This is a genomic window from Clostridium sp. KNHs205 (assembly GCF_000702945.1).
Classification (GTDB): domain Bacteria; phylum Bacillota; class Clostridia; order Lachnospirales; family Lachnospiraceae; genus Anaerocolumna.
In genome coordinates this window covers 394,512-415,928 of sequence record NZ_JNLE01000003.1, presented here as the reverse complement: position 1 = coordinate 415,928, position 21,417 = coordinate 394,512, and the positions used below count along the sequence as shown (strand labels likewise).

At 40.1% G+C, this 21,417-nt stretch carries 21 protein-coding genes; 17 read left to right on the top strand and 4 right to left on the bottom strand.

Going from position 1 to position 21,417, the window contains the following annotated elements:
• The first annotated feature begins 42 nt into the window (after positions 1-42).
• The 5 genes from BR73_RS0101805 to BR73_RS0101785 all read left to right on the top strand — a co-directional run bounded on the left by BR73_RS0101805 (position 43) and on the right by BR73_RS0101785 (position 5,420).
• Positions 43-1,041, top strand: coding sequence for an energy-coupling factor ABC transporter permease (locus BR73_RS0101805; RefSeq protein WP_033164162.1), 999 nt, complete (start codon positions 43-45; stop codon positions 1,039-1,041).
• Between the two features lie 324 nt (positions 1,042-1,365).
• Positions 1,366-2,151, top strand: coding sequence for a cobalt ECF transporter T component CbiQ (cbiQ, locus tag BR73_RS0101800; RefSeq protein WP_033164161.1), 786 nt, complete (start codon positions 1,366-1,368; stop codon positions 2,149-2,151).
• Positions 2,152-2,177: 26 nt separating this feature from the next.
• Positions 2,178-2,972 (top strand): ABC transporter ATP-binding protein, encoded by a 795-nt coding sequence (locus tag BR73_RS0101795; protein WP_081848498.1) that lies wholly within the window; start codon positions 2,178-2,180, stop codon positions 2,970-2,972.
• A gap of 268 nt (positions 2,973-3,240) precedes the next feature.
• The gene (locus BR73_RS0101790; protein ID WP_033164160.1) at positions 3,241-4,161 is read left to right on the top strand and encodes a zinc ribbon domain-containing protein; all 921 of its coding nucleotides are present in this window, start codon (positions 3,241-3,243) and stop codon (positions 4,159-4,161) included.
• Between the two features lie 263 nt (positions 4,162-4,424).
• On the top strand, positions 4,425-5,420 hold the full coding sequence (locus BR73_RS0101785; protein ID WP_033164159.1) for a spore photoproduct lyase family protein: 996 nt from the start codon (positions 4,425-4,427) through the stop codon (positions 5,418-5,420).
• 328 nt (positions 5,421-5,748) lie between these two features.
• On the opposite strand, the gene BR73_RS28585 is transcribed toward BR73_RS0101785, so the two are convergent.
• Both BR73_RS28585 and BR73_RS0101780 read right to left on the bottom strand, forming a co-directional pair.
• Complete coding sequence (locus BR73_RS28585) at positions 5,749-6,003, bottom strand: hypothetical protein (protein ID WP_156034568.1); 255 nt, start codon at positions 6,001-6,003, stop codon at positions 5,749-5,751.
• A 29-nt stretch (positions 6,004-6,032) separates the two neighbouring features.
• Complete coding sequence (locus BR73_RS0101780; protein ID WP_033164158.1) at positions 6,033-6,656, bottom strand: flavodoxin family protein; 624 nt, start codon at positions 6,654-6,656, stop codon at positions 6,033-6,035.
• A 158-nt stretch (positions 6,657-6,814) separates the two neighbouring features.
• Here BR73_RS0101780 and BR73_RS0101775 point away from each other — a divergent pair, with 158 nt between their 5' ends.
• The 7 genes from BR73_RS0101775 (at position 6,815) to rsmI (ending at position 13,346) form a co-directional block, all read left to right on the top strand.
• Entirely contained in the window at positions 6,815-8,227 is a 1,413-nt protein-coding gene (locus BR73_RS0101775) for an aminotransferase class I/II-fold pyridoxal phosphate-dependent enzyme (protein ID WP_033164157.1), read from the top strand.
• Between the two features lie 73 nt (positions 8,228-8,300).
• Complete coding sequence (locus BR73_RS0101770; RefSeq protein WP_033164156.1) at positions 8,301-8,891, top strand: guanylate kinase; 591 nt, start codon at positions 8,301-8,303, stop codon at positions 8,889-8,891.
• Between the two features lie 166 nt (positions 8,892-9,057).
• Positions 9,058-9,498 carry a YaaR family protein gene (locus BR73_RS0101765; RefSeq protein ID WP_033164155.1) on the top strand — a complete coding sequence of 147 codons (441 nt, stop codon included), beginning with the start codon at positions 9,058-9,060 and terminating at the stop codon, positions 9,496-9,498.
• A gap of 80 nt (positions 9,499-9,578) precedes the next feature.
• A complete protein-coding gene (gene holB, locus BR73_RS0101760) occupies positions 9,579-10,571 on the top strand; it encodes a DNA polymerase III subunit delta' (protein WP_033166982.1) in 993 nt (330 codons plus the stop codon).
• A 178-nt stretch (positions 10,572-10,749) separates the two neighbouring features.
• A complete protein-coding gene (locus tag BR73_RS0101755; RefSeq protein ID WP_033164154.1) occupies positions 10,750-11,658 on the top strand; it encodes a stage 0 sporulation family protein in 909 nt (302 codons plus the stop codon).
• A gap of 96 nt (positions 11,659-11,754) precedes the next feature.
• The gene (locus tag BR73_RS0101750) at positions 11,755-12,483 is read left to right on the top strand and encodes a tRNA1(Val) (adenine(37)-N6)-methyltransferase (protein ID WP_033166981.1); all 729 of its coding nucleotides are present in this window, start codon (positions 11,755-11,757) and stop codon (positions 12,481-12,483) included.
• A gap of 20 nt (positions 12,484-12,503) precedes the next feature.
• The gene (rsmI, locus tag BR73_RS0101745; RefSeq protein WP_033164153.1) at positions 12,504-13,346 is read left to right on the top strand and encodes a 16S rRNA (cytidine(1402)-2'-O)-methyltransferase; all 843 of its coding nucleotides are present in this window, start codon (positions 12,504-12,506) and stop codon (positions 13,344-13,346) included.
• 711 nt (positions 13,347-14,057) lie between these two features.
• Here rsmI and BR73_RS0101740 read toward each other — a convergent pair.
• Positions 14,058-14,315, bottom strand: a complete 258-nt coding sequence (locus tag BR73_RS0101740) for an AbrB/MazE/SpoVT family DNA-binding domain-containing protein (RefSeq protein WP_033164152.1) — start codon at positions 14,313-14,315, stop codon at positions 14,058-14,060.
• Positions 14,316-14,695: 380 nt separating this feature from the next.
• Between BR73_RS0101740 and BR73_RS0101735 the strand changes: the two genes are divergently transcribed.
• From BR73_RS0101735 to BR73_RS0101715, 5 genes are all read left to right on the top strand, one after another.
• Positions 14,696-15,280, top strand: a complete 585-nt coding sequence (locus tag BR73_RS0101735; RefSeq protein ID WP_033164151.1) for a nucleoside recognition domain-containing protein — start codon at positions 14,696-14,698, stop codon at positions 15,278-15,280.
• 188 nt (positions 15,281-15,468) lie between these two features.
• Entirely contained in the window at positions 15,469-15,921 is a 453-nt protein-coding gene (locus BR73_RS0101730; RefSeq protein ID WP_347463457.1) for a nucleoside recognition domain-containing protein, read from the top strand.
• A gap of 848 nt (positions 15,922-16,769) precedes the next feature.
• Positions 16,770-17,768, top strand: a complete 999-nt coding sequence (locus tag BR73_RS0101725; RefSeq protein ID WP_033164149.1) for an ATP-binding cassette domain-containing protein — start codon at positions 16,770-16,772, stop codon at positions 17,766-17,768.
• Between the two features lie 16 nt (positions 17,769-17,784).
• On the top strand, positions 17,785-18,588 hold the full coding sequence (locus BR73_RS0101720; RefSeq protein WP_033164148.1) for an ABC-2 family transporter protein: 804 nt from the start codon (positions 17,785-17,787) through the stop codon (positions 18,586-18,588).
• Positions 18,589-18,668: 80 nt separating this feature from the next.
• Complete coding sequence (locus BR73_RS0101715) at positions 18,669-19,445, top strand: ABC-2 family transporter protein (protein WP_033164147.1); 777 nt, start codon at positions 18,669-18,671, stop codon at positions 19,443-19,445.
• A 159-nt stretch (positions 19,446-19,604) separates the two neighbouring features.
• On the opposite strand, the gene BR73_RS0101710 is transcribed toward BR73_RS0101715, so the two are convergent.
• Positions 19,605-21,356, bottom strand: a complete 1,752-nt coding sequence (locus tag BR73_RS0101710; RefSeq protein ID WP_051684901.1) for a DUF885 domain-containing protein — start codon at positions 21,354-21,356, stop codon at positions 19,605-19,607.
• Positions 21,357-21,417 lie beyond the last annotated feature (61 nt).

Here is a 21,417-nt window from a genome sequence, read left to right as displayed (position 1 = left end):
TATAATGCAGATAGATTATTCAGATGAAGGAGAGTATTATTTATGCATATGGCAGATGCCCTTATTGCACCGGCTGTGGCGGCAACTATGTTTGCTGCTTCCGGTATAACCACCGCCTATTCTATCAGAGAAGTTAAGCTGGAAAATGATCCAAGGAAGATTCCGACCATGGGAGTTATGTCAGCTTTTGTTTTTGCTACCCAAATGATTAATTTCACAATTCCAGGTACCGGCTCCAGCGGACATTTATGCGGCGGATTGCTTTTATCTATTATGCTGGGGCCTTATGCAGGATTTTTATCCATGGTATCTGTACTTTTGATTCAATGCCTCCTGTTTGCTGACGGTGGATTATTAGCTTTAGGGGCAAATATCTGGAATATGGCTTTCTATGGCTGCTTTGTTGGATACTTGTTAATTTATCGCCCCATTACAAAGAAGAAATTAAATAACACAAGAATTATGGCTGCCTCCGTCCTTGGCAGTGTTATCAGCCTTCAGTTAGGAGCCTTTAGTGTAACCATACAGACACTGTTATCCGGAATCACAGCGTTATCCTTTGGACAATTCCTGGCGCTTATGCAACCCATCCATCTCGCAATAGGTACTGTGGAAGGCCTTATAACTGGTGCCGTAATTATCTTTGTATATAACACAAGACCGGAAATACTACAGAAAGATGCCATAAATTCAAGAATGAGCTTTAAGCAGGTAATTGCAATACTGGGCGTGTCGGTTGTTATAATAGGTGGTGGTTTATCCCTCATAGCTTCTGGAAATCCGGACGGTTTGGAATGGTCCATAGAAAAAGTCACAGGAAGCACTGAGATAGAGGCCCAGAAGGAATATTCCTCAGCGGTTGATACAGCTGCTGATATTCAGGAAAAGACGGCGTTGCTTCCGGATTATGCATTTCCGGACAGTGAGTCTCCGGCAGGAACTTCCTTTTCCGGAGTTGCAGGAGCAATCATAGTTGCAGGGTTAACCATAGGCTTAAGTCTGCTATTTAAGCTGTTTCGTAAAAAGGATAAAACTACATAGATAATAATTAACTACATAATACACTGTTAAATATATAAAAGGGCTGTTAAGGGATGTTGAAACAGCCCTTTTGCTACGTCTGGAAAGAAATTGCAACCCTATTACAATAAAACACCCTGCCAGGCAGGATACACATGACTCATATTATGAATCTAAGGAAAAATTGTCTGACGTGGCAGCACATCAGAGCTGGAGCCTGGAAAGTCATATTCTTTGTTTGCAGGGTTTTCTTTTCGTGTCATAAACGGGTATATTTTATTTTACATGAAATAGTAGTATAATTGGTGTCAATAAGCAGTTCATCTGTAAACTGAAGAGGTAAATATGGCAAATATTAAAGATGCATTATTTGAAGTCCATGAGCTGGAGGAACTGGCATTAAGAGAGTTGGAAATCAACCGGGTACATCCTCTGGCGAAACTCCTGACTACAATAAGTTATATGATACTTGTGGTATCATATTATAAATATGATATATGGGGGCTGCTTCCTTTATTTATATATCCCATGGCTTTAATGAAGCTCTCAGAGATATCCCTAAAGGTCTGTTTCCGAAAGATAAGGGGAATTCTCCCCTTAATATTGTTTATCGGTCTCTTTAATCCCTTTCTCGACCGGGAAGTATTATTTATGGCAGGTAAGATTCCCATAACAGGAGGTATCCTGTCTTTTCTTACCCTGTTTCTAAAAGGTGTGTATTGCCTTGTGGCTTCTTTCCTTCTAATAGCAACTACCGGAATAGAGGGAGTCTGCTATAGTTTGAGAATACTTAAGTTACCGGGAATTCTGGTAAACCAGTTTCTTCTGACTTATCGGTATATTACGGTACTTATGAAAGAGGCCAATGCGGTATATCAGGCTTATTCCTTAAGGGCACCGGGTGAAAAAGGTGTAAAATATAAGATATGGGGCTCTTTGTTAGGGCAGCTGTTCCTCCGTTCCATTGACAGAGCGGGGAATCTATATGAAAGCATGCTGCTTCGAGGCTTTGAAGGAGAATACTACCTGACGGGCAAACCCAAAGCAGAAAGCAAGGATTATGCATATTTTTTACTTTGGGCAGGTATATTCCTGATACTTCGTGTAGGAATCAGATATCTCATTAAATAAGCTAAGGAATACCAAAAGGAGATGCTATGAAAAGTATAAAAGTAAAAAATCCATTATCCTCAAAGGATTTTATAAATAATTTTACTGACGAGACCGGGCTCGTGGAGTGTAAGAATCTGGCTTTTTCATATGAAAAGGGTACGGATATCTTACAGGGAATTACTTTTTCAACCGGAAGGGAAGAAGCGGTGGGTATTGTCGGAGCCAATGGAGCAGGAAAGTCCACCCTGCTTCGAATTCTGGTTGGTCTGGAGAGCTCCTATACCGGGGAAGTGCTGATTGACCATATGCCGGTTAAAAAAGAGAATTACGGCTTTATAAGGGCTCATGCAGGTTACCTCTTTCAGGATTCCGATAACCAGCTCTTTACCCAAAGTGTTTACCAGGATGTGGCTTTTGCACCAAGAAATTACGGACTGAGCGAAGCTGAGGTGGACAAGCGGGTAAGGGAAGCTTTGGAAATTCTTGATATTACCCATTTACGGGATAAACAGATTCATAAAATGTCCGGAGGTGAGAAGAAAATGGCTTCCATCGCAACCCTTTTGTCTATGACGCCGGACATCATTTTATTTGATGAACCCTCTATTGCACTTGATCCAAGAAACCGCCGGACATTGATTCAGGTTATAAATAAATTAAGATTAACCAAGCTGATTGCCTCTCACGACCTGGACCTGGTACTCGAGACCTGTACCAGAGTAATCCTTATAGCAGAAGGAAAAATAATTAAGGATGGGCCGGCAGAGGAGATATTAAGGGATAAAGAGCTGCTAGAAGCAAATCATCTGGAACTTCCTTTGTGCCTACAAAGACGCTGACAAAGGTATAAGCGTAATCGAGAAAGATAAGACCGAACTGTTCAGCAGAGATAAGAATAAAAAATAATCACTTTCTGCTGTTGCAGCTATATTAAGGCTGAAAACAGAGGAAATGTAAAAAAGAAAAATATTTATTTTAAGAAATGGAATAATCAGGTATAATAGGACATAAGGACATAAGGACATAAGGACATAAGACAATAAAATCATAAGATCACATGAAAAAATCTATAATAATGATACTATTACAAAGGAATAAAAGATAACTATGAAGGTATGTGAATATTGCGGAACCAGAGTGGCGGACAATGTCATGCAATGTGCAGGATGCGGATCAAAAGAATTTAAAAATATCTGTTTAAAATGTGGAAGTGTTATATCAGGTAATAAATGTCCAAAATGTGAGGCAGGCATAAAAGACAGAAGAAATGAACAAGTGATTCAACAGCCTGTTATACGGCGCATGAAACCTAAAAAAAATTATAAATTAATTGCTGTTCTGGCTTTATTGTATTTTGGGATAGTCGGCTTTATAGTGACGGATTATATGGCTAATCCGGAAAATTACTTAAGTGGAAAGCAGGAAAATCCAGAAAGTCAGGAACAAACGGAAAGTCAAAAAAAACAGAAGCTGACCTATGCAGAATTAATAACTTTAAAAGATCATCCAATATACTATGGAGATTACAAGTTGGCAAAAAAATTCTGGAAGAAATATGATGAGGTTGTAGTAGATGTAACAACAACTGGTCATAACGAGGAGGCGCTGTTATTTGTGGGAACCATTGACTCTAAAGTTATTGACAATATCAGGATTAATCTTTCAGATGTTGAAGGAAATCAGAACATTGAACTGGAGGATGTCCTGCCATTGGTATGTGATTATATACCCTATGAGATAATCGATAAATATTATGATTTTAAAGAAGCATTTCATGAGATTTATAAAGCAGGCAATTATGAGGCTTATCATTATGTGATGGATTTAAATGATGCAGGTAAGGAAGCAAATAAATCTGGTGAAATAAAATACGATGACAAATTTTCTTTTCAAATAATACATAGAAATGACAATGAATGGACTGCTGAAATGAATTATCTCTCCTATGAAGGTAAATATAGAAGCTTTAAGGAGGGGGAATTTGATATTAAGAAGTGGAAGGTCAACCTTAAGAAATATAGAAATTAGACAAGTGTACTACACTTAGTTTAATCTGATGATATAAAGTTCATAAAATAAAAATAAGACCTTTCAGGTTTGCCTGAAGGTCTTATTTTTATTATTTGTGCAGTTTTCATGGTTGTTTTGTGCTTTTTATTTGTAAAATACAAGAATTGTATGTTTCTAGTAATTGAAATTATAGTTATTAAAATAAGATTTCCGAAGATACTATGGGTAGGCAATTTTATCAGTAAACTGTTCAAAGATAAAAAAGAAAGCAGGAACAAAATATGAAACCGTCAAAAGTATACTATGAACCGGAGGTTCTGGAATATAGACTCGGTAAAGAATTACAGGATAAATACAAGGATCTGCCCTGGATACCCATAGAGAACCACAATAATATTGAGGAGCTTCGTACCAAGGAAAATACGGAATTTCAGAAGCTTAAGACATTATTGATATTAGGTACCAGGAAGACGCATAAATACTCTCCCAACTACAAGGTATCTGATTATCTTGTGCCTTTTACCTCCTCAGGATGCACTGCCATGTGCCTGTATTGTTATCTGGTCTGCAATTATAACAAATGTTCCTATCTCAGGATATTTGTTAACAGAGAACAGATGATGGAACGGCTTATACGCTTTTCCATGAAAACAGAAACAGAGCAGGTTTTTGAAATCGGAAGTAACAGTGATCTGATACTGGAGAATACCATTACCGGCAATCTCCCCTGGATTGTTGAGGAATTTATAAAAAAAGGAAGGGGTAAATTGACCTTTCCTACAAAATTCAATATGATAGAACCCCTGCTTGGGCTGAATCATCAGGAAAGAGTTATCTTTCGTATGTCTGTGAACCCACAGTATATTATCAGTAATATAGAAATAGGCACAGCTTCTCTCAATAACAGAATTGAAGCAGTTAATAAAATGGCAGCGGCAGGTTATCCGGTAGGACTGCTGATAGCCCCGGTGATACTGCTCCCTGACTGGCAGAAGATGTATCTTGAGTTGCTTGACGTGATGGAGGAAAAGCTATCACCAAAGGTAAAAGATACCATGTTCCTGGAAATCATCTTCATGACCTATAGCTTTATTCATAGAAGTATCAACCATGAGGCTTTCCCGGAGGCTATGGAACTATATGATAAGGAGCTGATGAGAGGCAGGGGGATGGGAAAATACTCCTATAAACAGGATTTAAGAGAAGAGGGAGAGGCGTTTCTACTAAAAGAGATTGACAAACGGTTCGGAAAGGATAAGATTCTATATTTCAGTTAAGAACTTAGATTAAGAAAGAACACTAAGAAAGAAAACCAAGAATTATGAGAAGAGAGTGTGTATCTGGATGATATATATTACAAACTCCTTCAGGTATAAAAGTCATAAGGAAATTCCAGTCTTTTAAAGCTTAAACGGAAAAACCAAACTAAAAAGAACACCCTGAGCACCGTAAAATCGCATGGTTCAGGGTGTTATATGTAAGTTATACTGTAAATTAATAACTATTATTTTTATGGGGCGCCATGTAGTAAGCAGCTACTATCGTAATAAAAAAGATAGCCCAGCTTTATGAAATTGTATAATTCCTGCAAATTAAGCTCTGTTATCAATAAATTGCAGTCCGCTTGTAACTTACAATCATCGCATAACTTACTGTCCTCACGTAAATTGCAGTCCTCACGTAAACTGCAGTTCTAACATAAATTGCAGTCCTCACGTAAACTGCAGTTCTAACATAAATTGCAGTCCTCACGTAAACTGCAGTTCTAACATAAATTGCAGTCCTCACGTAAACTGCAGTTCTAACATAAATTGCAGTCCTCACGTAAACTGCAGTTCTAACATAAATTACAGTCCTCACGTAACTTAAAGTCCACGCGTAAACTGCTGCTATCTTATAAAATTCGTAAATACCCGCTCTTCTTTCCTGGGAAGAGGGATGCCGGCATTCTTACCTGCCTCAATACATTTGAGCAGCCATGCCATATTTCTGCCAAGAGTTCTCATAATCTGCATACCTTCGATGTCCTGCTTTATCTCTTCCGGAGTATTACCGTGTACCATATTCCAGTATTGTGAGGATACAACGGGCATACTTGAGATGGTAAAGTATTTATTAAGCTGGTCAAGGGAAGCAGTGGAACCGGCTCTTCTTAAAGAGACTACAGCAGCACCGGGTTTATAAGGAAACCCTTGCCCGCAGTAAAAGAATCTGTCCAGAAAAGAGGTCATGGCACCACTTGCAGAGGCATAATGAACAGGTGCACCAAAGATAAGACCGTCTGCTTTTTCTGCCAGGTCGATTGCTTCATTCACCGTATCATCCCCGTAAGCGCATCTGCCGGGAAACTGATAACAGACACCGCAATCCATACAGCCTCTGATCGGTTTGTTTCCGATGTGAAAAATCTCCGTTTCTATTTGCTCTTCTTCCAGTGTTTTCGCAACTTCCTCTAAGGCTGTATAAGTACAGCCGTGTATATTGGGGCTTCCGTTAATCAGTAGAACCTTCATGTCAACTCTCCAATCTGTGCGCTTAAAGCGTACACTTTTAGCTTTATATTAATATTAGCACGTAATTTCTCTGCGGAAAAGAGTAAAAAAGATTGTTTTTATTGATGGATTTGTTACAATGTAAGTAAACTTTTTGGGACGTAAGGCAGGTAATTAAAATGAATTTATATGACAGCCTTTTAAAATACAGTGAGGCCGGATACTATCCTATGCATATGCCGGGACACAAGAGAAACAGCAGTCTCCTTGCCATGTGTGATCCCTATTCCATTGATATTACAGAGATAGACGATTTTGACAATCTTCACAGACCGGAAGGAGTACTAAAGGCCGGAATGGAGGCCTGGTCTGAGCTGTATAATTCCCGTAAGGCCTATTACCTGGTAGGAGGAAGCTCAGCAGGAATTCTTACAGGCATCTCTGCCTGCACCCGCAGAGGCGATAAGGTTCTGGTGGCAAGAAACTGCCATAAGTCGGTTTATCATGCCCTTTATTTAAGAGGTTTAGAACCTGTATATCTGTATCCTCCTGTAGTAAAAGAATTTGACATTAATGGAGGAATATCAGTGGAGCAGGTGGAAGAGCACCTTAAAAGCCAGGGGGATATTAAATTAATTATCATTACCTCTCCCACATATGAAGGGATAGTATCAGATATCCGCGGGATTGCAGCAGCAGCTCACAGCTACGGAATACCTTTGATGGTGGATGAAGCACATGGAGCACATTTGGGCTTTCATAAGGGATTTCCGGAAACGGCAGTCAGACTGGGAGCTGATGTTGTGGTACACAGCATCCATAAGACTCTGCCGGCTTTTACACAGACTGCGCTGCTGCATATAAACGGAGAATTGGTAGAGGAAGAAAAGATAGAACGGTATCTATCCATATATCAGAGCTCCAGTCCCTCCTATATACTTATGTCAGGAATAGAAAAATGTCTGGAGCTATTAAAAAATAATGGGTCAGAGTTGTTTGCGTGCTATGATAAGATGCTTTCCGGCTTTTATCAGGAGGCGGAAGAATTTAAGAATATCAGGATTTTAACCGATAATACTGTTACCGGAGAAGGCTTTTACCGGTTCGATCCCTCTAAACTTGTATTAAGTGTAAAAGGAACCAATATGACCGGCAAGGAACTTTATGAAGAACTGCTCCATACCTATAAGATTCAGATGGAGATGGTTTCTAAGGATTATGTTCTTGGAATGACCAGCATTGGTGACAGGCAGGAGGGCTTTGACAGGCTGCTTACGGCTCTTAGAGAAATTGATGGAAAGCTTAAGAAGGAAATCACAACGGATAGTATTATGGAATTTGCCCCCCCTGAAGCAGTAATGTCTTGTGAAGAGGCTCTGAATGCTCCTTTAAAAGAGGTTCTGCTATCGAATAGCGAAGGCTTCATATCAGGAGAATATGTCTATTTATATCCGCCGGGAATACCTCTTCTGGTGCCGGGAGAGAGAATTGAAAAGGATTTGCTTAAACAGATTATCTCCTGCCGTAAGCAGGGGTTATCCTTACAGGGGCTGACAGATTACAGCGGAAACACAATAAAAGTTATCAGCTGATAAATTCCTTTCTTAAGGTTGAGCATATAGGTTAAGTGTAAGTATTAATAAATCGGAAGGAAAATATAAAAGTATGCATAAACTGTTTGTTGTTATGGGCAAGAGTGCAGCGGGTAAAGATACGGTATTTAAGGAAATCACCCGCAGGGATCTTAATTTAAAGACGGTTGCTGGGTACACAACAAGGCCTATCAGGGATGGAGAAAAAAACGGGGAAGAATACTTCTTTGTTACCAAAGAGGAGCTGGGGAGATTACAGGAAAGTAATAAGGTAATAGAACATAGGGCTTATGATACCATGCACGGAGTATGGGATTACTTTACGGTTGATGATGGACAGATTGATTTTAATGAGAGAAGTTCCATAATGATTGGGACTCTGGATACCTATCGAAAAATTCGGGAATACCTTGGAAAAGACAGAGTGGTGCCCTTATATCTGGAGGTTGAAGACGGAATTCGACTGGAACGTGCCCTGGCCAGAGAAAAGACCCAGAAAAAACCAAAGTATACTGAATTATGCCGCAGGTTTCTGGCAGACGAAGAAGATTTCAAAGAGGAAAATCTTCTTGAGCTTGGTATAAATAAAAGATATAACAATGAAAATAGTGAAATATGTATCCTTAACATAGAAAAAGATATCAGGAAGAATATGGAAGATTAAAATTTCCCTATTTATTTTAAGTTGATTATGCTATAATAAATCTGGAAATTGTTCGTTTCAATTTAAAATAAGCAGCAATTTCCTTACAAATAATAGTAATTAAGATAAATTCAGCAGATATAGAAATTGAATCCATTTTACTGAAGAGGGGAGAGGAGTTAATTCTATGGATATAAAAGTTAATCAGTTACCAGCCATAAACCAAGTTGAAGCGAAAGCACCTCTGCCTGAAGCAGATGGCTCCTTTAAATTTACTTTGATTAGCAACATTGAGGAACAGGGACTAAAAGAACGCTTAAATCTTATGATGGAGGACATTATTCAGCATGGCAAAAAGCTGGGTAAGCATATGGATGTCCGTGATATGAAAAGGTACAGGCAACTTATCAGGGATTTCATGAATGAGATAGTCAACCGTTCCCACAAATTCAGCAGGGAGAATTTTCTGGACAGAAGAGGCCGTCATCGTGTCTATGGCATGATAAAGCTTATCGATCAGAACCTGGACGAGCTTGCATTGGAATTAATCAAGGATGAGAAGGATACCATAGCCATTTTAAATAAAATTGATGAAATCAAAGGACTGCTGCTGGATATATTTGCCTGATACATTTTCAATCTGAAAAGCGCAGTGAGTGCTTTGGGATTAGTATTCGTAAGTCCCTAAAGGGGCAGATGGGAGTTATTGTGGCTGGATTTAAACATATAATTGGTCATGAGCAGATTGCCGGACATTTAAGGACAGCAGCCGGAACAGGAACAGTATCCCATGCATATATTTTTGCCGGTGAAGACGGGATGGGAAAACATACGTTGGCTGCCGCATTTGCAAAAAGCCTGCAGTGTGAAAACCTGGAAACAGACGGGGAAAGCTGCGGTACCTGTAAATCCTGCCTTCAGGCGGAATCAGGCAACCATCCTGACATTATTCATGTAACCCATGAAAAGGCAAGCCTTGGAGTGGATGATATCAGAAGTCAGTTAAACAACGATATACAGATAAAACCCTACAGCGGGGACCGCAAGATCTATATTGTGGATGAAGCTGAAAAGATGACGGAACAGGCACAGAATGCTCTCCTAAAGACACTGGAAGCTCCGCCGTCGTATGCTGTTATCATATTGCTGACCAATAATATTAACGCTTTACTGCAAACAATTCTGTCAAGATGCGTGGTGCTAAAACTAAATCCTGTAAAGGAAGAGGATATTAAGAAGTATCTCATGGAGGTGCAAAAGCTTCCGGATTACCAGGCAGAGCTCAGTGCGGTATTTGCACAAGGTAATGTGGGAAAAGCCATATCCTATGCTTCAAATGAGGATTTTACAGCCATGAAGGACAAGATTCTTCATTTACTGCGATACCTTGACCAGATGGAGCTTCACGAGCTGATAGATGGTCTTAAGAATATTTCGGAACAAAAGAACCGGATCGATGAATATCTGGACATGATTACTTTATGGTTCAGAGATGTTTTGATGTATAAGGTTACAAAAGACATCAACCTTTTAATTTTTAAAGGGGAATACTCAGAAATAACAAGACAGGCCGGAAAGAGAAGTTATGAAGGCCTTGAGAATATCATTAAGGCAGTGGAGAGAGCCAGGATACGCCTTAATGCCAATGTAAACTTTGACATTGTAATGGAACTTATGTTTCTTACCATAAAAGAGAATTAATATATGTTGTTTTACATTCGCTAAAGCTGATGCAGATGTGAAATAAAAGATATTTCATGCCCTGGTATTGGAAGTGCCAAAGCTGCAAGCAGTTTGGCATGCAAGGGAGCAAGTGTGGAAATCCGTAAGCAATTTTAACATATAATTTGAGCGCGCCAAGGCGCGAATGGAGGTTAGTATGACGAATGTTATAGGTGTCCGGTTCAGAAGAGCGGGCAAGATATATTTCTTTGATCCTGCCGGTTATGAGATAAAGCAAGGGGACTATGTAATAGTGGAAACTGCCAGGGGTGTAGAATACGGACATGTTGTTATCGGTCCCAGGGATGTGGAGGAGAGTAAGATTATTCAGCCTCTTAAGCCAGTAATCAGAACGGCAACTCCCGAAGATAACGAGATTGAAATGAGAAACAAGATAAAGGAAAAAGAAGCTTTTCAGATCTGTCTCGAAAAAATCAAGAAGCATGAACTTGAAATGAAGCTGATTGATTCCGAATATACCTTTGACAATAATAAGGTGTTGTTTTATTTTACAGCTGATGGAAGAATCGATTTCAGGGAACTGGTTAAGGATCTTGCCAGTGTATTCAAGACCCGTATTGAGTTAAGGCAGATCGGTGTAAGGGATGAGACGAAGGTGGTTGGCGGTATTGGTATCTGCGGAAGACCATTATGCTGTCATACCCATCTTTCCGAATTTGCTCCCGTGTCCATTAAAATGGCAAAAGAGCAGAACCTGTCCTTAAATCCCACCAAGATATCCGGTGTATGCGGACGACTTATGTGCTGCCTGAAGCATGAGGAAGAGGCCTATGAGGATTTGAACAGCAAGCTTCCCAATGTGGGAGATATAGTTACCACAGCGGATGGTTTACGCGGTGAGGTTCAGAGTGTTACCGTTTTAAAGCAGTTGGTTAAGGTTATCGTTACACTGGAAAATGACGAGAAGGAAGTTAGAGAATACAAAGCGTCAACTCTTAAGTTTACTGCAAGAAAACGCAAGGAAAGAGTTGCTCTTGATGAAGAATTAAGAGTACTTGAGATGCTTGAAATGAAGGAAGGAAAATCCCATCTGGATGATGTATAAGCTATGAGCGATATGAGGAATACCCGGGAAGAAGGGCTGCCAAACTGCGAGACTTCTTTAACAGAGAAAGAAACACAGCAGCAGGACACAGCGAATATCCTTCTTCCTGGGGAGAGAATAGATGAGCTGCAGCGTAACGGATATAAAATTATTCAGAACAGCAAGAAATTCTGCTTTGGAATGGATGCTGTTCTTCTTTCCGGCTTTGCAAAAGTGAAAGAAGGGGAAAGGGTAGCTGATTTAGGAACTGGAACAGGCATTATACCCATCCTTCTTGAGGCAAAAACCAAGGGAGAGCATTTTACCGGGCTTGATATTCAGGAGGAAAGTGCCGACATGGCTAGAAGGAGCGTAAGGCTTAACGGGCTGGAGGAGAAAGTATCAATTGTAACAGGGGATATTAAAGAAGCAGGCAGACTCTTTGGCGCTGCTTCCTTTCATGTTGTTACCAGTAATCCTCCTTATATGAACGATCTTCATGGACTTAAGAATCCGGATCTCCCAAAGGCTATAGCAAGGCATGAAGTGCATTGTACGCTGGAGGATGTGGTAAGAGAGGCGGCAAAGCTACTGAAGCCTTCAGGGCGCTTCTATCTGGTACACAGGCCCTTCCGTCTGATAGAAATAATAAATACACTCACTGCCTATAAACTGGAACCCAAAAGGATGAAGATGGTACATCCTTTTCTTGACAAGGAACCTAATATGGTATTAATTGAAGCAGTAAAAGGCGGAGGGTCTATGATCAAGGTGGAACCTCCCCTGATTGTATATAAGGAAGTCAATCAATACACCGATGAAATCTATGATATCTACGGTTATTAAGAAAGAAGGGACCATTGCAGATGACCGGAACATTATATCTGTGTGCTACGCCCATAGGCAATTTGGAGGATATCACTTTAAGGGTTCTGCGGACGCTGAAGGAAGCAGACTTAATTGCCGCAGAGGATACCAGGCACAGTATCAAGCTGTTAAACCATTTTGAAATCAATACCCCCATGACCAGCTATCATGAGTATAACAAAATAGAGAAAGGGCGTTATCTGATCGGACTTCTCAAAGAGGGACAGAATATTGCTCTGATTACAGATGCGGGAACGCCCGGTATTTCAGACCCCGGTGAAGAGCTGGTTAAGATGGCATATGAAGAGGAGATTCCAGTTACCTCTCTGCCAGGGCCTTCTGCTGTAATCACAGGCCTTACCCTGTCCGGATTATCCACGAGACGGTTTGCTTTTGAGGCTTTTCTGCCCTCCGATAAGAAGGAGCGAAATAACATCTTAAAGGAATTAAAGTCAGAGACCAGAACCATTATCATATACGAAGCACCGCACAGGCTGATAAAGACTTTAAAGGAACTCTCTGAAGCTTTAGGCGACCGCAGGGTTACGGTAGTAAGGGAGCTTACCAAGAAACATGAAACGGCTTTCCAGACTAGTCTTCTTAAGGCCGTCAGCCATTACGAAGCAGAGGAGCCAAAGGGTGAGTGCCTGCTTGTTATAGAGGGCTTAAAAATAGAGGATTTGCTGGAGCAGGAAAAGGAGAAGTTTCTGACACTTTCTTTAGAGGAGCATATGAACCTTTATCTGGGGCGCGGAATGGATAAGAAAGAGGCTATGAAAGCGGTTGCAACAGACAGGGGGATTACGAAAAGAGAAGTTTATCAGATGCTTTTGAATTCTTAGAAGAATATAAGGTGTTGAATTGGCTAAGGGGTGGGTTTTCAAAAGGGGACGGAAAATAACGCAAAACAGAAAAACTCATGCTTCGATTACAAGGCATAAGAAGTCCTAATTCTCTGAATATTCTGTGCTGGACATATTATAAAACAGACAACTCGCTTCGCTCAAACAGTCTGTTTTATAATATAGCACAAAATTTTCAGAGAAAAGGACTTCTAATGCCTTTCCATAGGCGCATTCGTTCTTCTGTTTTACGTTATTTTCCTGAACTCGTATGAAAGCAGGAGTTTTTAGTCTTGTACGGAGAGAATTAAGGTTAGGAAATACATAATTTTGGTGAGATTAGTGTGTAAAATTGAAGGTATTTTCCATATTTGTTTGGAGCATGCCGCGAATAGTTGTTAGTATGGGTTTTGAGTTTAGGCATTTTAACAATGATAAACTGATTATGAATACCTTGATTTGTGGTAGTGCCACTTCTGCAAGCAGATAATGAGCAGGTAACAAGGCTTGGAATAAGCAGGCCTTACCTCAGTTTGCATGCACTGATATGTGCTGGGAGCCAGAGGGAGAGGCGTTATTATTTTATAGGTTTCTTTTACTTTATATTTATTTCTAAATAGTTCAACATTAAGATATATTTTATGCTCTAGTATAAGAAAAAGCCTGAAGAAAAGCGTATCGCTTATCTTCAGGCTGCTTCTTTGAGCTGTATTATTCGATAATACCTACTAATTTAGCAAGCTCCATAATAGAATCTTTAGAAATCTTCTTTCCGTGATAATCAATTAAGTTATCTTTGGAACCATTAAAGATATCTGCAGGCTCATATTTTCTTAATATGATTCTGTCCTCATCAACAAAGATTTCCAGGGGATCTCTTTCCCCTACTCCAAGTGTTCTTCTGAGCTCGATGGGAAGTGTTATTCTTCCTAACTCGTCAAGCTTTCTTACAATTCCTGTGCTTTTCATATATATGTACCTCCTACAATACTTTTATAAAATACCATACAAATATTAGAAAGTCAATAAATGAAATATTAAATCAAGCAATTATTTAGTATTTTATAGAAATAATTGTAATAAAAGTATTAAAAAGTAAAGAAAAATAAGTTTTGAGTACTGGATTTTAGCGGTTTAAAGAGGTGATGTGAACGCGTTTTCGCTCTGATTTTACATTTTATTCCTTGTTTCGATAAGGTTTTCGACAGGTTATGGAAATTAATGGAATGACATCTCTGAAGACCATATGAATTATTTTTCTAACCCCGGAATATAGTATAAATAAAGAAAAGATACAGGCAGTTATGCTATGGATTAAATACATTACTGCCGGGGTTAGGAGGTTTCTTATGTTGAATTATCTATGGGGCTTCATGATTATAATTGGTGTTGTGGTTGGGGCTTTAACAGGTAAAATCGACGATGTAAGTGCTGCAACCTTATCCTCTGCAAAAGAGGCTGTTGTTTTGTGTATAACCATGCTGGGGTTTACTGCCCTTTGGATGGGAATTATGCAGATAGCCAAAACAGCAGGAATTATCGATGCCCTGACAAAGCTGATCAATCCGCTGTTAAGTCTGCTCTTTCCGAATATTCCGGATAAACATCCCGCAAAAGAATACATAGCTTCCAATATGATAGCCAATTTTCTGGGGCTTGGCTGGGCAGCAACACCCATGGGGCTTAAAGCCATGCAGGAGCTGAAGAAATTGAATCAGGACAGAGAGTCGGCCAGCTGCGATATGTGTACTTTTTTAATTATAAACATATCTGCACTCCAGCTGATACCGGTAAATATTATTGCTTTCAGAACACAGTACGGTTCCGTTAATCCTACAGAAATTCTGGGAGCAGCCTTTGTTGCTACCAGTGTTTCTACAATAGCCGGAATAATCTTCTCATTGGTTGCCAGAAAACTGGCACGTAATAAGTAATTGCTATGGAACAGGAAATGACCAGACGCTGATTATACTTTTAATCAAACAGAGTAAAAAAGAAAGGATGCCAGGGGCAGGGCTGTTATTTATAATGGCTTTGGGTTAAAAGATTGAGATTTCTTTTATATATATCAGACTACATAATTCCCTTTGTTATTTTTTACATAGTAGGCTTTGCATTGTTAATGAAAACTCCTGTGTTTCAGGAGTTCACCAAAGGTGCTGAGGATGGCTTTAAAGTGGTTCTTGGTATAATGCCTACCCTTGTCGGTTTAATGGTCGCTATAGGCATAATGCGGGCTTCTGGAGCACTGGATATGCTGGCAGGACTAATCAAGCCTTTAACAAATTTTCTTAATTTTCCCTCGGAGCTGGTGCCGCTTATTACGGTCAGGCTTTTTTCGGCTTCGGCAGCCACCAGTTTACTGTTGGATATCTTTAAGGAATTTGGACCTGATTCCTATATCGGCAGGCTTACATCCATAATTATGAGCTGCACAGAGACCATCTTCTATACCATGAGTGTATATTTTCTGACTGCTGGTGTGAAGAAGACGAGATATACCCTTGCAGGAGCATTAACTGCTACTTTAGCTGGAATTGTTGCCAGCGTATTTCTTACTAAATTGCTGTTCTGACGTTTAAAAAGGTTTCTGGTTATAAATTGTTTAAGCTGAAAGCGATATCTATAATATCAGAAGAGAGTTGCAGGTAGGTAAAGACAGCTGTTTGCAAAGAAAAACAGTTACCAGGATAGAAAAACAAGTACTAGGATAGAAAACAGTACTAGGATAGAAAAACAATTGTCAGTAGAGCAAGACAGCTGTTTTTAGAAAAAAATGTTACTAGGATAGAAAAGCAGTTATCAGTAGAGCAAGACAGCTGTTTGTAGAGAAAAACAGTTACTAGGATAGAAAAACAGTTATCAGTAGAGCAAGACAGCTGTTTGTAGAGAAAAACAGTTACTAGGATAGAAAAACAGTTGTCAGTAGAGAAAGTCAGTTGCTAGTAGAGAAAAACAGTTGCAGAATAGAAAAGCTGTTTTCATTTTATAAAACAGCTATTAGCAGCAAATAGAATTGACACATAATCCCATTAAGTATATAATATAATTCCTTTCGCAAAGTTCGTTTTACCATTGCTTTTCTGGCAAAATCCAGGAAGGTTGGACTTGGCAAGATATTATGAAGTTTGATTCATTTATGGATATTGCCCGGAAAATCGGAACAGGATTTTTATAAAAATTAATCAGCCTCCAGAATTTACGGAAATGCCCTCTGATGATGAAAGATGAAAGATATTACTACCAGGAAACCTAAGTTTGTGCCGTTTAGTAATAAACACAAACTTTCTATATAAGTTGAATTCTTGCCGCTGCCTTTTTAAATATAAAATGCCCTGTATCTGGCGCTTTATATCCGGAAGAGGTTAAATGCTATGTTCAATTTATATAAGTGCATTTTCATGCACAGAAGAGGAGCATGTAATGATTGAGGTAAGTCACATTACCAAGACCTTTCAGGTTGCAAGGCGCAGTGCAGGTCTAAAGGAAGCCATGAAGGCTTTTGTGCACAGAGAGTACCAGGAGGTTAAAGCTCTCGACGATATTTCATTTACCATTGAAGATGGTGAGATGGTTGGTTATATAGGGCCAAATGGAGCAGGCAAGAGCAGCACCATTAAAGTATTGAGCGGAATTCTTACTCCGGATGGGGGAAACTGTTTGATTAACGGCAGGGTTCCCTGGAAGGAAAGAGTTCGGCATGTGAAGGAGATAGGTGTCGTTTTCGGACAGCGTTCCCAGCTTTGGTGGGATGTACCTATTATGGATTCCTTTGAGCTCATAAAGGACATTTATCAGGTGGAGGAGAAAGCCTACAAAAAGAATCTGGAGGAATTAACGGAACTACTGGATCTAAAGGATATCCTCAGGACGCCGGCAAGGCAGCTTTCCTTAGGTCAGCGGATGAGGTGTGAGATCGGAGCCTCTCTTTTGCATAATCCAAGGATTCTCTTTTTGGACGAGCCTACCATTGGACTGGATGCGGTGTCAAAGATTGCAGTGAGGAATTTTATTTTGGAGAGAAACCGTGACCATGGTACGACGGTTATCTTAACTACCCATGATATGCAGGATATAGAAGCTCTTACCCAGAGAATCCTTTTAATCGGTAAAGGTAAAATTCTGCTGGATGGCAGGCTGGAGGAGGTAAGGGAGCGTTTTTCCAGGGACAAGCTTATAACCGTACAATACTCCGGTAAGAAGCCTGTTTTAAGAGAAGGTATGACGGAAGCCTTAAAGGTGCGTGCCACGAAGGAATCCGCTATAGAGGGAATCCTTACGGTTGCAGTAGATACTGATATTCTTAAAGTCTCTGAGGCGATTGCCTGTTTGACTTCTCAGACTGAAATATCCGATATTTCCGTTGCAGGAACATCTCTTGATGAAGTGGTCGTACAGCTTTATAAGCAGTATGAAATATAGAAAGGCGGTGTTTTGAGTGAAGAAATATCTGTCCTTTTTTCGAATACGGTTTACCAATGGACTTCAATACAGAGCGGCAGCCCTGGCAGGAATAGCAACCCAATTTGCCTGGGGTGGTCTTGAAATATTGATGTTTAAGGCGTTTTATTCCTACAATCCGGAGGCCTTTCCAATGGAATTTTCAGCGCTGTGTTCTTATGTCTGGCTGCAACAGGCCTTATTATCCCTATACATGGTATGGTTCTATGAAAATGAGATCTTTGACATGATTATCAGCGGAAATGTGGCTTATGAGCTATGCCGTCCCATATCAATCTATAAGATGTGGTTTGTAAAAAATATGGCATCCAGATTGTCAAAGGCGGTGCTGAGGGCTTTTCCCATATTGCTGGTAGCAGCTTTTCTGCCGGAACCCTATGGTCTGGCTCTTCCAAAAGACGTGATTGCGGCACTGTGGTTTCTGTTTTCCTTAACCGCAGCTTTTCTGGTGGTCATAGCTTTCTGCATGATCATATACATTTGCTGTTTTTATATGGTTTCCTCCCTGGGGATACGAATAGTGGCGGCAGCTTTGGCAGAATTTCTGACCGGCGCAGTTATACCTCTGCCCTTTTTTCCGGAGGAGGTTGAAAGAATCATAAGATTTCTTCCGTTTGCCTCCATGCAGAATCTACCCCTTAGAATCTATAGCGGGGATGTCTATGGTGCACAGTTGTACGAAGGAATCCTCTTGCAGTTGTTCTGGCTGATAGCATTGATTCTTATTGGGAAGGTGATGCTGTCCAGGGCCTTAAGAAGAGTTACTGCCTTTGGAGGCTAAGTAAAGTCTTTACAGGCAGGAATACTGAGGCTTGAGGATATGAATTCGGGAACTGAAAGAAATTATAAAAAGGAGGTCATATGGGACTCTATTTAAAATATCTGTCCATTCAGGTCAGAAGCGCCATGGAATATAAAACTTCGTTTATTCTCACTGCTTTGGGGCAGTTTCTTGTATCGTTTAATGTTTTTCTTGGTATATATTTTATGTTTTTGCGTTTTCATGAGGTAGAGGGTTTCACCTTTCATGAGGTTTTATTATGCTTTTCGGTGGTTCTAATGCAATTTGCGCTGGCGGAGTGTTTTGCGAGAGGTTTTGATGCCTTCCCCTCGGTGTTATCCAGCGGAGGCTTTGACCGTATAATGGTTCGTCCCAGAAATGAGATTCTTCAGGTTCTGGGTACCAAAATAGATCTTACCAGGCTTGGACGTATGTTACAGGCGGTAATAATGTTTATTTACGCAGTATATAAAAGTGAAACGGAATGGAATGTGTCAAGAATAATGACTTTGATATTTATGATGATGGGAGGAGTCGCAGTCTTTTCCGGCTTGTTCTTGATTTATGCGGCTATTTGTTTCTTTACGCTGGAGGGGTTAGAGTTTATGAATATTCTGACTGACGGAGCCAGGGAGCATGGGAAGTATCCGATAGCAATCTATGGAAAGAAAGTGCTCTTATTCTGCACCTTTATAGTACCCTATGCCCTTATCCAATATTACCCCTTATTATATGTGCTGGGTAAATCAGATAAGAGCTGGTATATGCTTCTTCCCCTGATTGCTGTACTGTTTTTGATTCCCTGCTATCTTTTCTGGAAGTTTGGAATGAGGCATTATAAATCGAACGGTTCGTAAAGCAAAGTTCACTGGGTGTGATAGAAGATATATTAATACTTCTACGTTTGGGAATGTTGCAAGCAGGCTTTGGGTATAATTTATTCTATCGCTTATCCTCCTGCTCATAGGTATGCATTATTTAAGTTAGTTTCTGGTACCTGGATGGTTGGGTATGGCTCAGTTCTGTGCCTTAATCCAGCTGTCCAGGTACTTGTTGATTATTTTAAACTGAGCAGGTCCGATATCCAGAACGAATTTATGAAAGTCTTTTATATTGAATTTACTGCCAAGACTTTCTTCTGCAATGTTTCTTAGCTCCATAAATTCCAGATAACCGACGCCGTATTGTGGATAAAGAGCTGGCTCTTCTACCATTGTTGTGAATAAAACCTGGGCAGTGGACTTATCTGTAATGCCAAATTGCTTCAGATAGGAGGCGGTCTGTGCTACAGTCCAGCCTTCATAATTTACACCTAGATCCAGACGGCAGTATAAGGCCATATTAGCTGCCATGCTATGGTCTAAGTAGGAGGAGGCTGCTTCTGCAAAGCCTGCCATATGATAGGAATAGAATTCCACATAGGTTGCCCAGCCCTCTGCATAACCGCTGAAATTCAGCAGGCTTCTTAAAGGCAGAGGATTGGTATTTCTAAAATAAACAGACTGGTATAAATGTCCCGGATAGCCTTCATGGGCCAGTGTACTGAAGATCTGCTGATGGTCATAAGCAGGATTGCTGTTAATATAGATTACGTTATTATTGAAATTATCAATGGCCGGTACCAGGTACATAGCCGGACTAAGATAATCCTCCAGGGACTTATGTACATATTTAACCGTAAAGTTTACATCCGGAGCCACCGGAAAATCTTTTTCTATTGCACTTCTAAGATATTCAAGTATCTCTTTGGGCTCTGACAGCGGATAGGATACTGTGGAAGCCTCCTCATAGAGCTTTGGATCTTTATCTACCAGAGCGTTAAGAGCGCTTAAATTACTGGTAATTGAGTCGTCAAGTAACTTGATAAGCTCTTCCGGTGAGCGGGAGGTTCCGGTACCGGAGGCCAGGAGATAGCGGTAGTATTCCTTACCCTTTGGCAGATTGGCAAGACCTCCTTCGTTCACCCCCGTTCCCTTTAAGCCTTCTAAAGTATCAATAAGCAGCTGATAAGCGGGTACTACGTTTTTAAGGACTGCTTCTTTATTAGCTGCTTTGTAGGATTTTATCTCTTTTTTCGTAAGCCCCTCATAACTTTCAATCTTATCGTTGAATACATCTATCAGATAGTTATTTTCTGGATCTTCAATAAAAGCTCTGCATTGTTTTAGTATGCTGTCGGTTACTGTGTCACTCATAAAAAGACCGGCCTTTGATTTCTGCTGTTCAAAAAGACATATCTCTTCAAAGTACTCAGTAATCTGTGGCAGAAGCTTAAGGTAAATGTCAATGTCATCCTTGGTATAGAAATTATATTCGGCCAGCAGCACCGGCAACTGTGCCTGAAGACCGGTGGTAGGTCCCAAAACTTCATTGTATAGAAGATAGGACCCGCCTGTAAGCTCTAACTTCCAATAGTTTGATAATATATCATAGGTTAGCTTCTGACTGGTATTTAAATTGCTGTAATCAAATTTCTTAAGGGCAGCCAGATAATTTTCTGCAGTTATGAGAGATTTCTTCATTTCGCTGATGGAATAGCGGCCGAAAGTAACAGGGTAACTATCTATACCGTAATTCTTGGGATTGGCAACAGAAAAGTTAAGGGTTAAAGTATCCTGTGTCACTTCTGCCTTAAATACATCATTGGTAAAGCTGTCGAACTTGGCCCGTGTGGTTTCCGTATTTTCCTTCTTGCTGCAGCCTGCTAACGCTAATACCAGCAATAGTACGGTAATCAGAAACGGAAACAACTTCTTTCTTTTTTTCATATACTTCATACCTTTCTTTGGGTAAATAGGATTATTGACCAGGATATGGCAGGTCAGCCCT

Bases quoted from the DNA above. Each gene is read 5' to 3' on its own strand.
- BR73_RS0101805 (WP_033164162.1), top strand. From the start codon at position 43: ATGCATATGGCAGATGCCCTTATTGCACCGGCTGTGGCGGCAACTATG.
- cbiQ (WP_033164161.1), top strand. From the start codon at position 1,366: ATGGCAAATATTAAAGATGCATTATTTGAAGTCCATGAGCTGGAGGAA.
- BR73_RS0101795 (WP_081848498.1), top strand. From the start codon at position 2,178: ATGAAAAGTATAAAAGTAAAAAATCCATTATCCTCAAAGGATTTTATA.
- BR73_RS0101790 (WP_033164160.1), top strand. From the start codon at position 3,241: ATGAAGGTATGTGAATATTGCGGAACCAGAGTGGCGGACAATGTCATG.
- BR73_RS0101785 (WP_033164159.1), top strand. From the start codon at position 4,425: ATGAAACCGTCAAAAGTATACTATGAACCGGAGGTTCTGGAATATAGA.
- BR73_RS0101780 (WP_033164158.1), bottom strand. From the start codon at position 6,656: ATGAAGGTTCTACTGATTAACGGAAGCCCCAATATACACGGCTGTACT.
- BR73_RS0101775 (WP_033164157.1), top strand. From the start codon at position 6,815: ATGAATTTATATGACAGCCTTTTAAAATACAGTGAGGCCGGATACTAT.
- BR73_RS0101770 (WP_033164156.1), top strand. From the start codon at position 8,301: ATGCATAAACTGTTTGTTGTTATGGGCAAGAGTGCAGCGGGTAAAGAT.
- BR73_RS0101765 (WP_033164155.1), top strand. From the start codon at position 9,058: ATGGATATAAAAGTTAATCAGTTACCAGCCATAAACCAAGTTGAAGCG.
- BR73_RS0101755 (WP_033164154.1), top strand. From the start codon at position 10,750: ATGACGAATGTTATAGGTGTCCGGTTCAGAAGAGCGGGCAAGATATAT.
- rsmI (WP_033164153.1), top strand. From the start codon at position 12,504: ATGACCGGAACATTATATCTGTGTGCTACGCCCATAGGCAATTTGGAG.
- BR73_RS0101740 (WP_033164152.1), bottom strand. From the start codon at position 14,315: ATGAAAAGCACAGGAATTGTAAGAAAGCTTGACGAGTTAGGAAGAATA.
- BR73_RS0101735 (WP_033164151.1), top strand. From the start codon at position 14,696: ATGTTGAATTATCTATGGGGCTTCATGATTATAATTGGTGTTGTGGTT.
- BR73_RS0101730 (WP_347463457.1), top strand. From the start codon at position 15,469: ATGAAAACTCCTGTGTTTCAGGAGTTCACCAAAGGTGCTGAGGATGGC.
- BR73_RS0101725 (WP_033164149.1), top strand. From the start codon at position 16,770: ATGATTGAGGTAAGTCACATTACCAAGACCTTTCAGGTTGCAAGGCGC.
- BR73_RS0101715 (WP_033164147.1), top strand. From the start codon at position 18,669: ATGGGACTCTATTTAAAATATCTGTCCATTCAGGTCAGAAGCGCCATG.
- BR73_RS0101710 (WP_051684901.1), bottom strand. From the start codon at position 21,356: ATGAAAAAAAGAAAGAAGTTGTTTCCGTTTCTGATTACCGTACTATTG.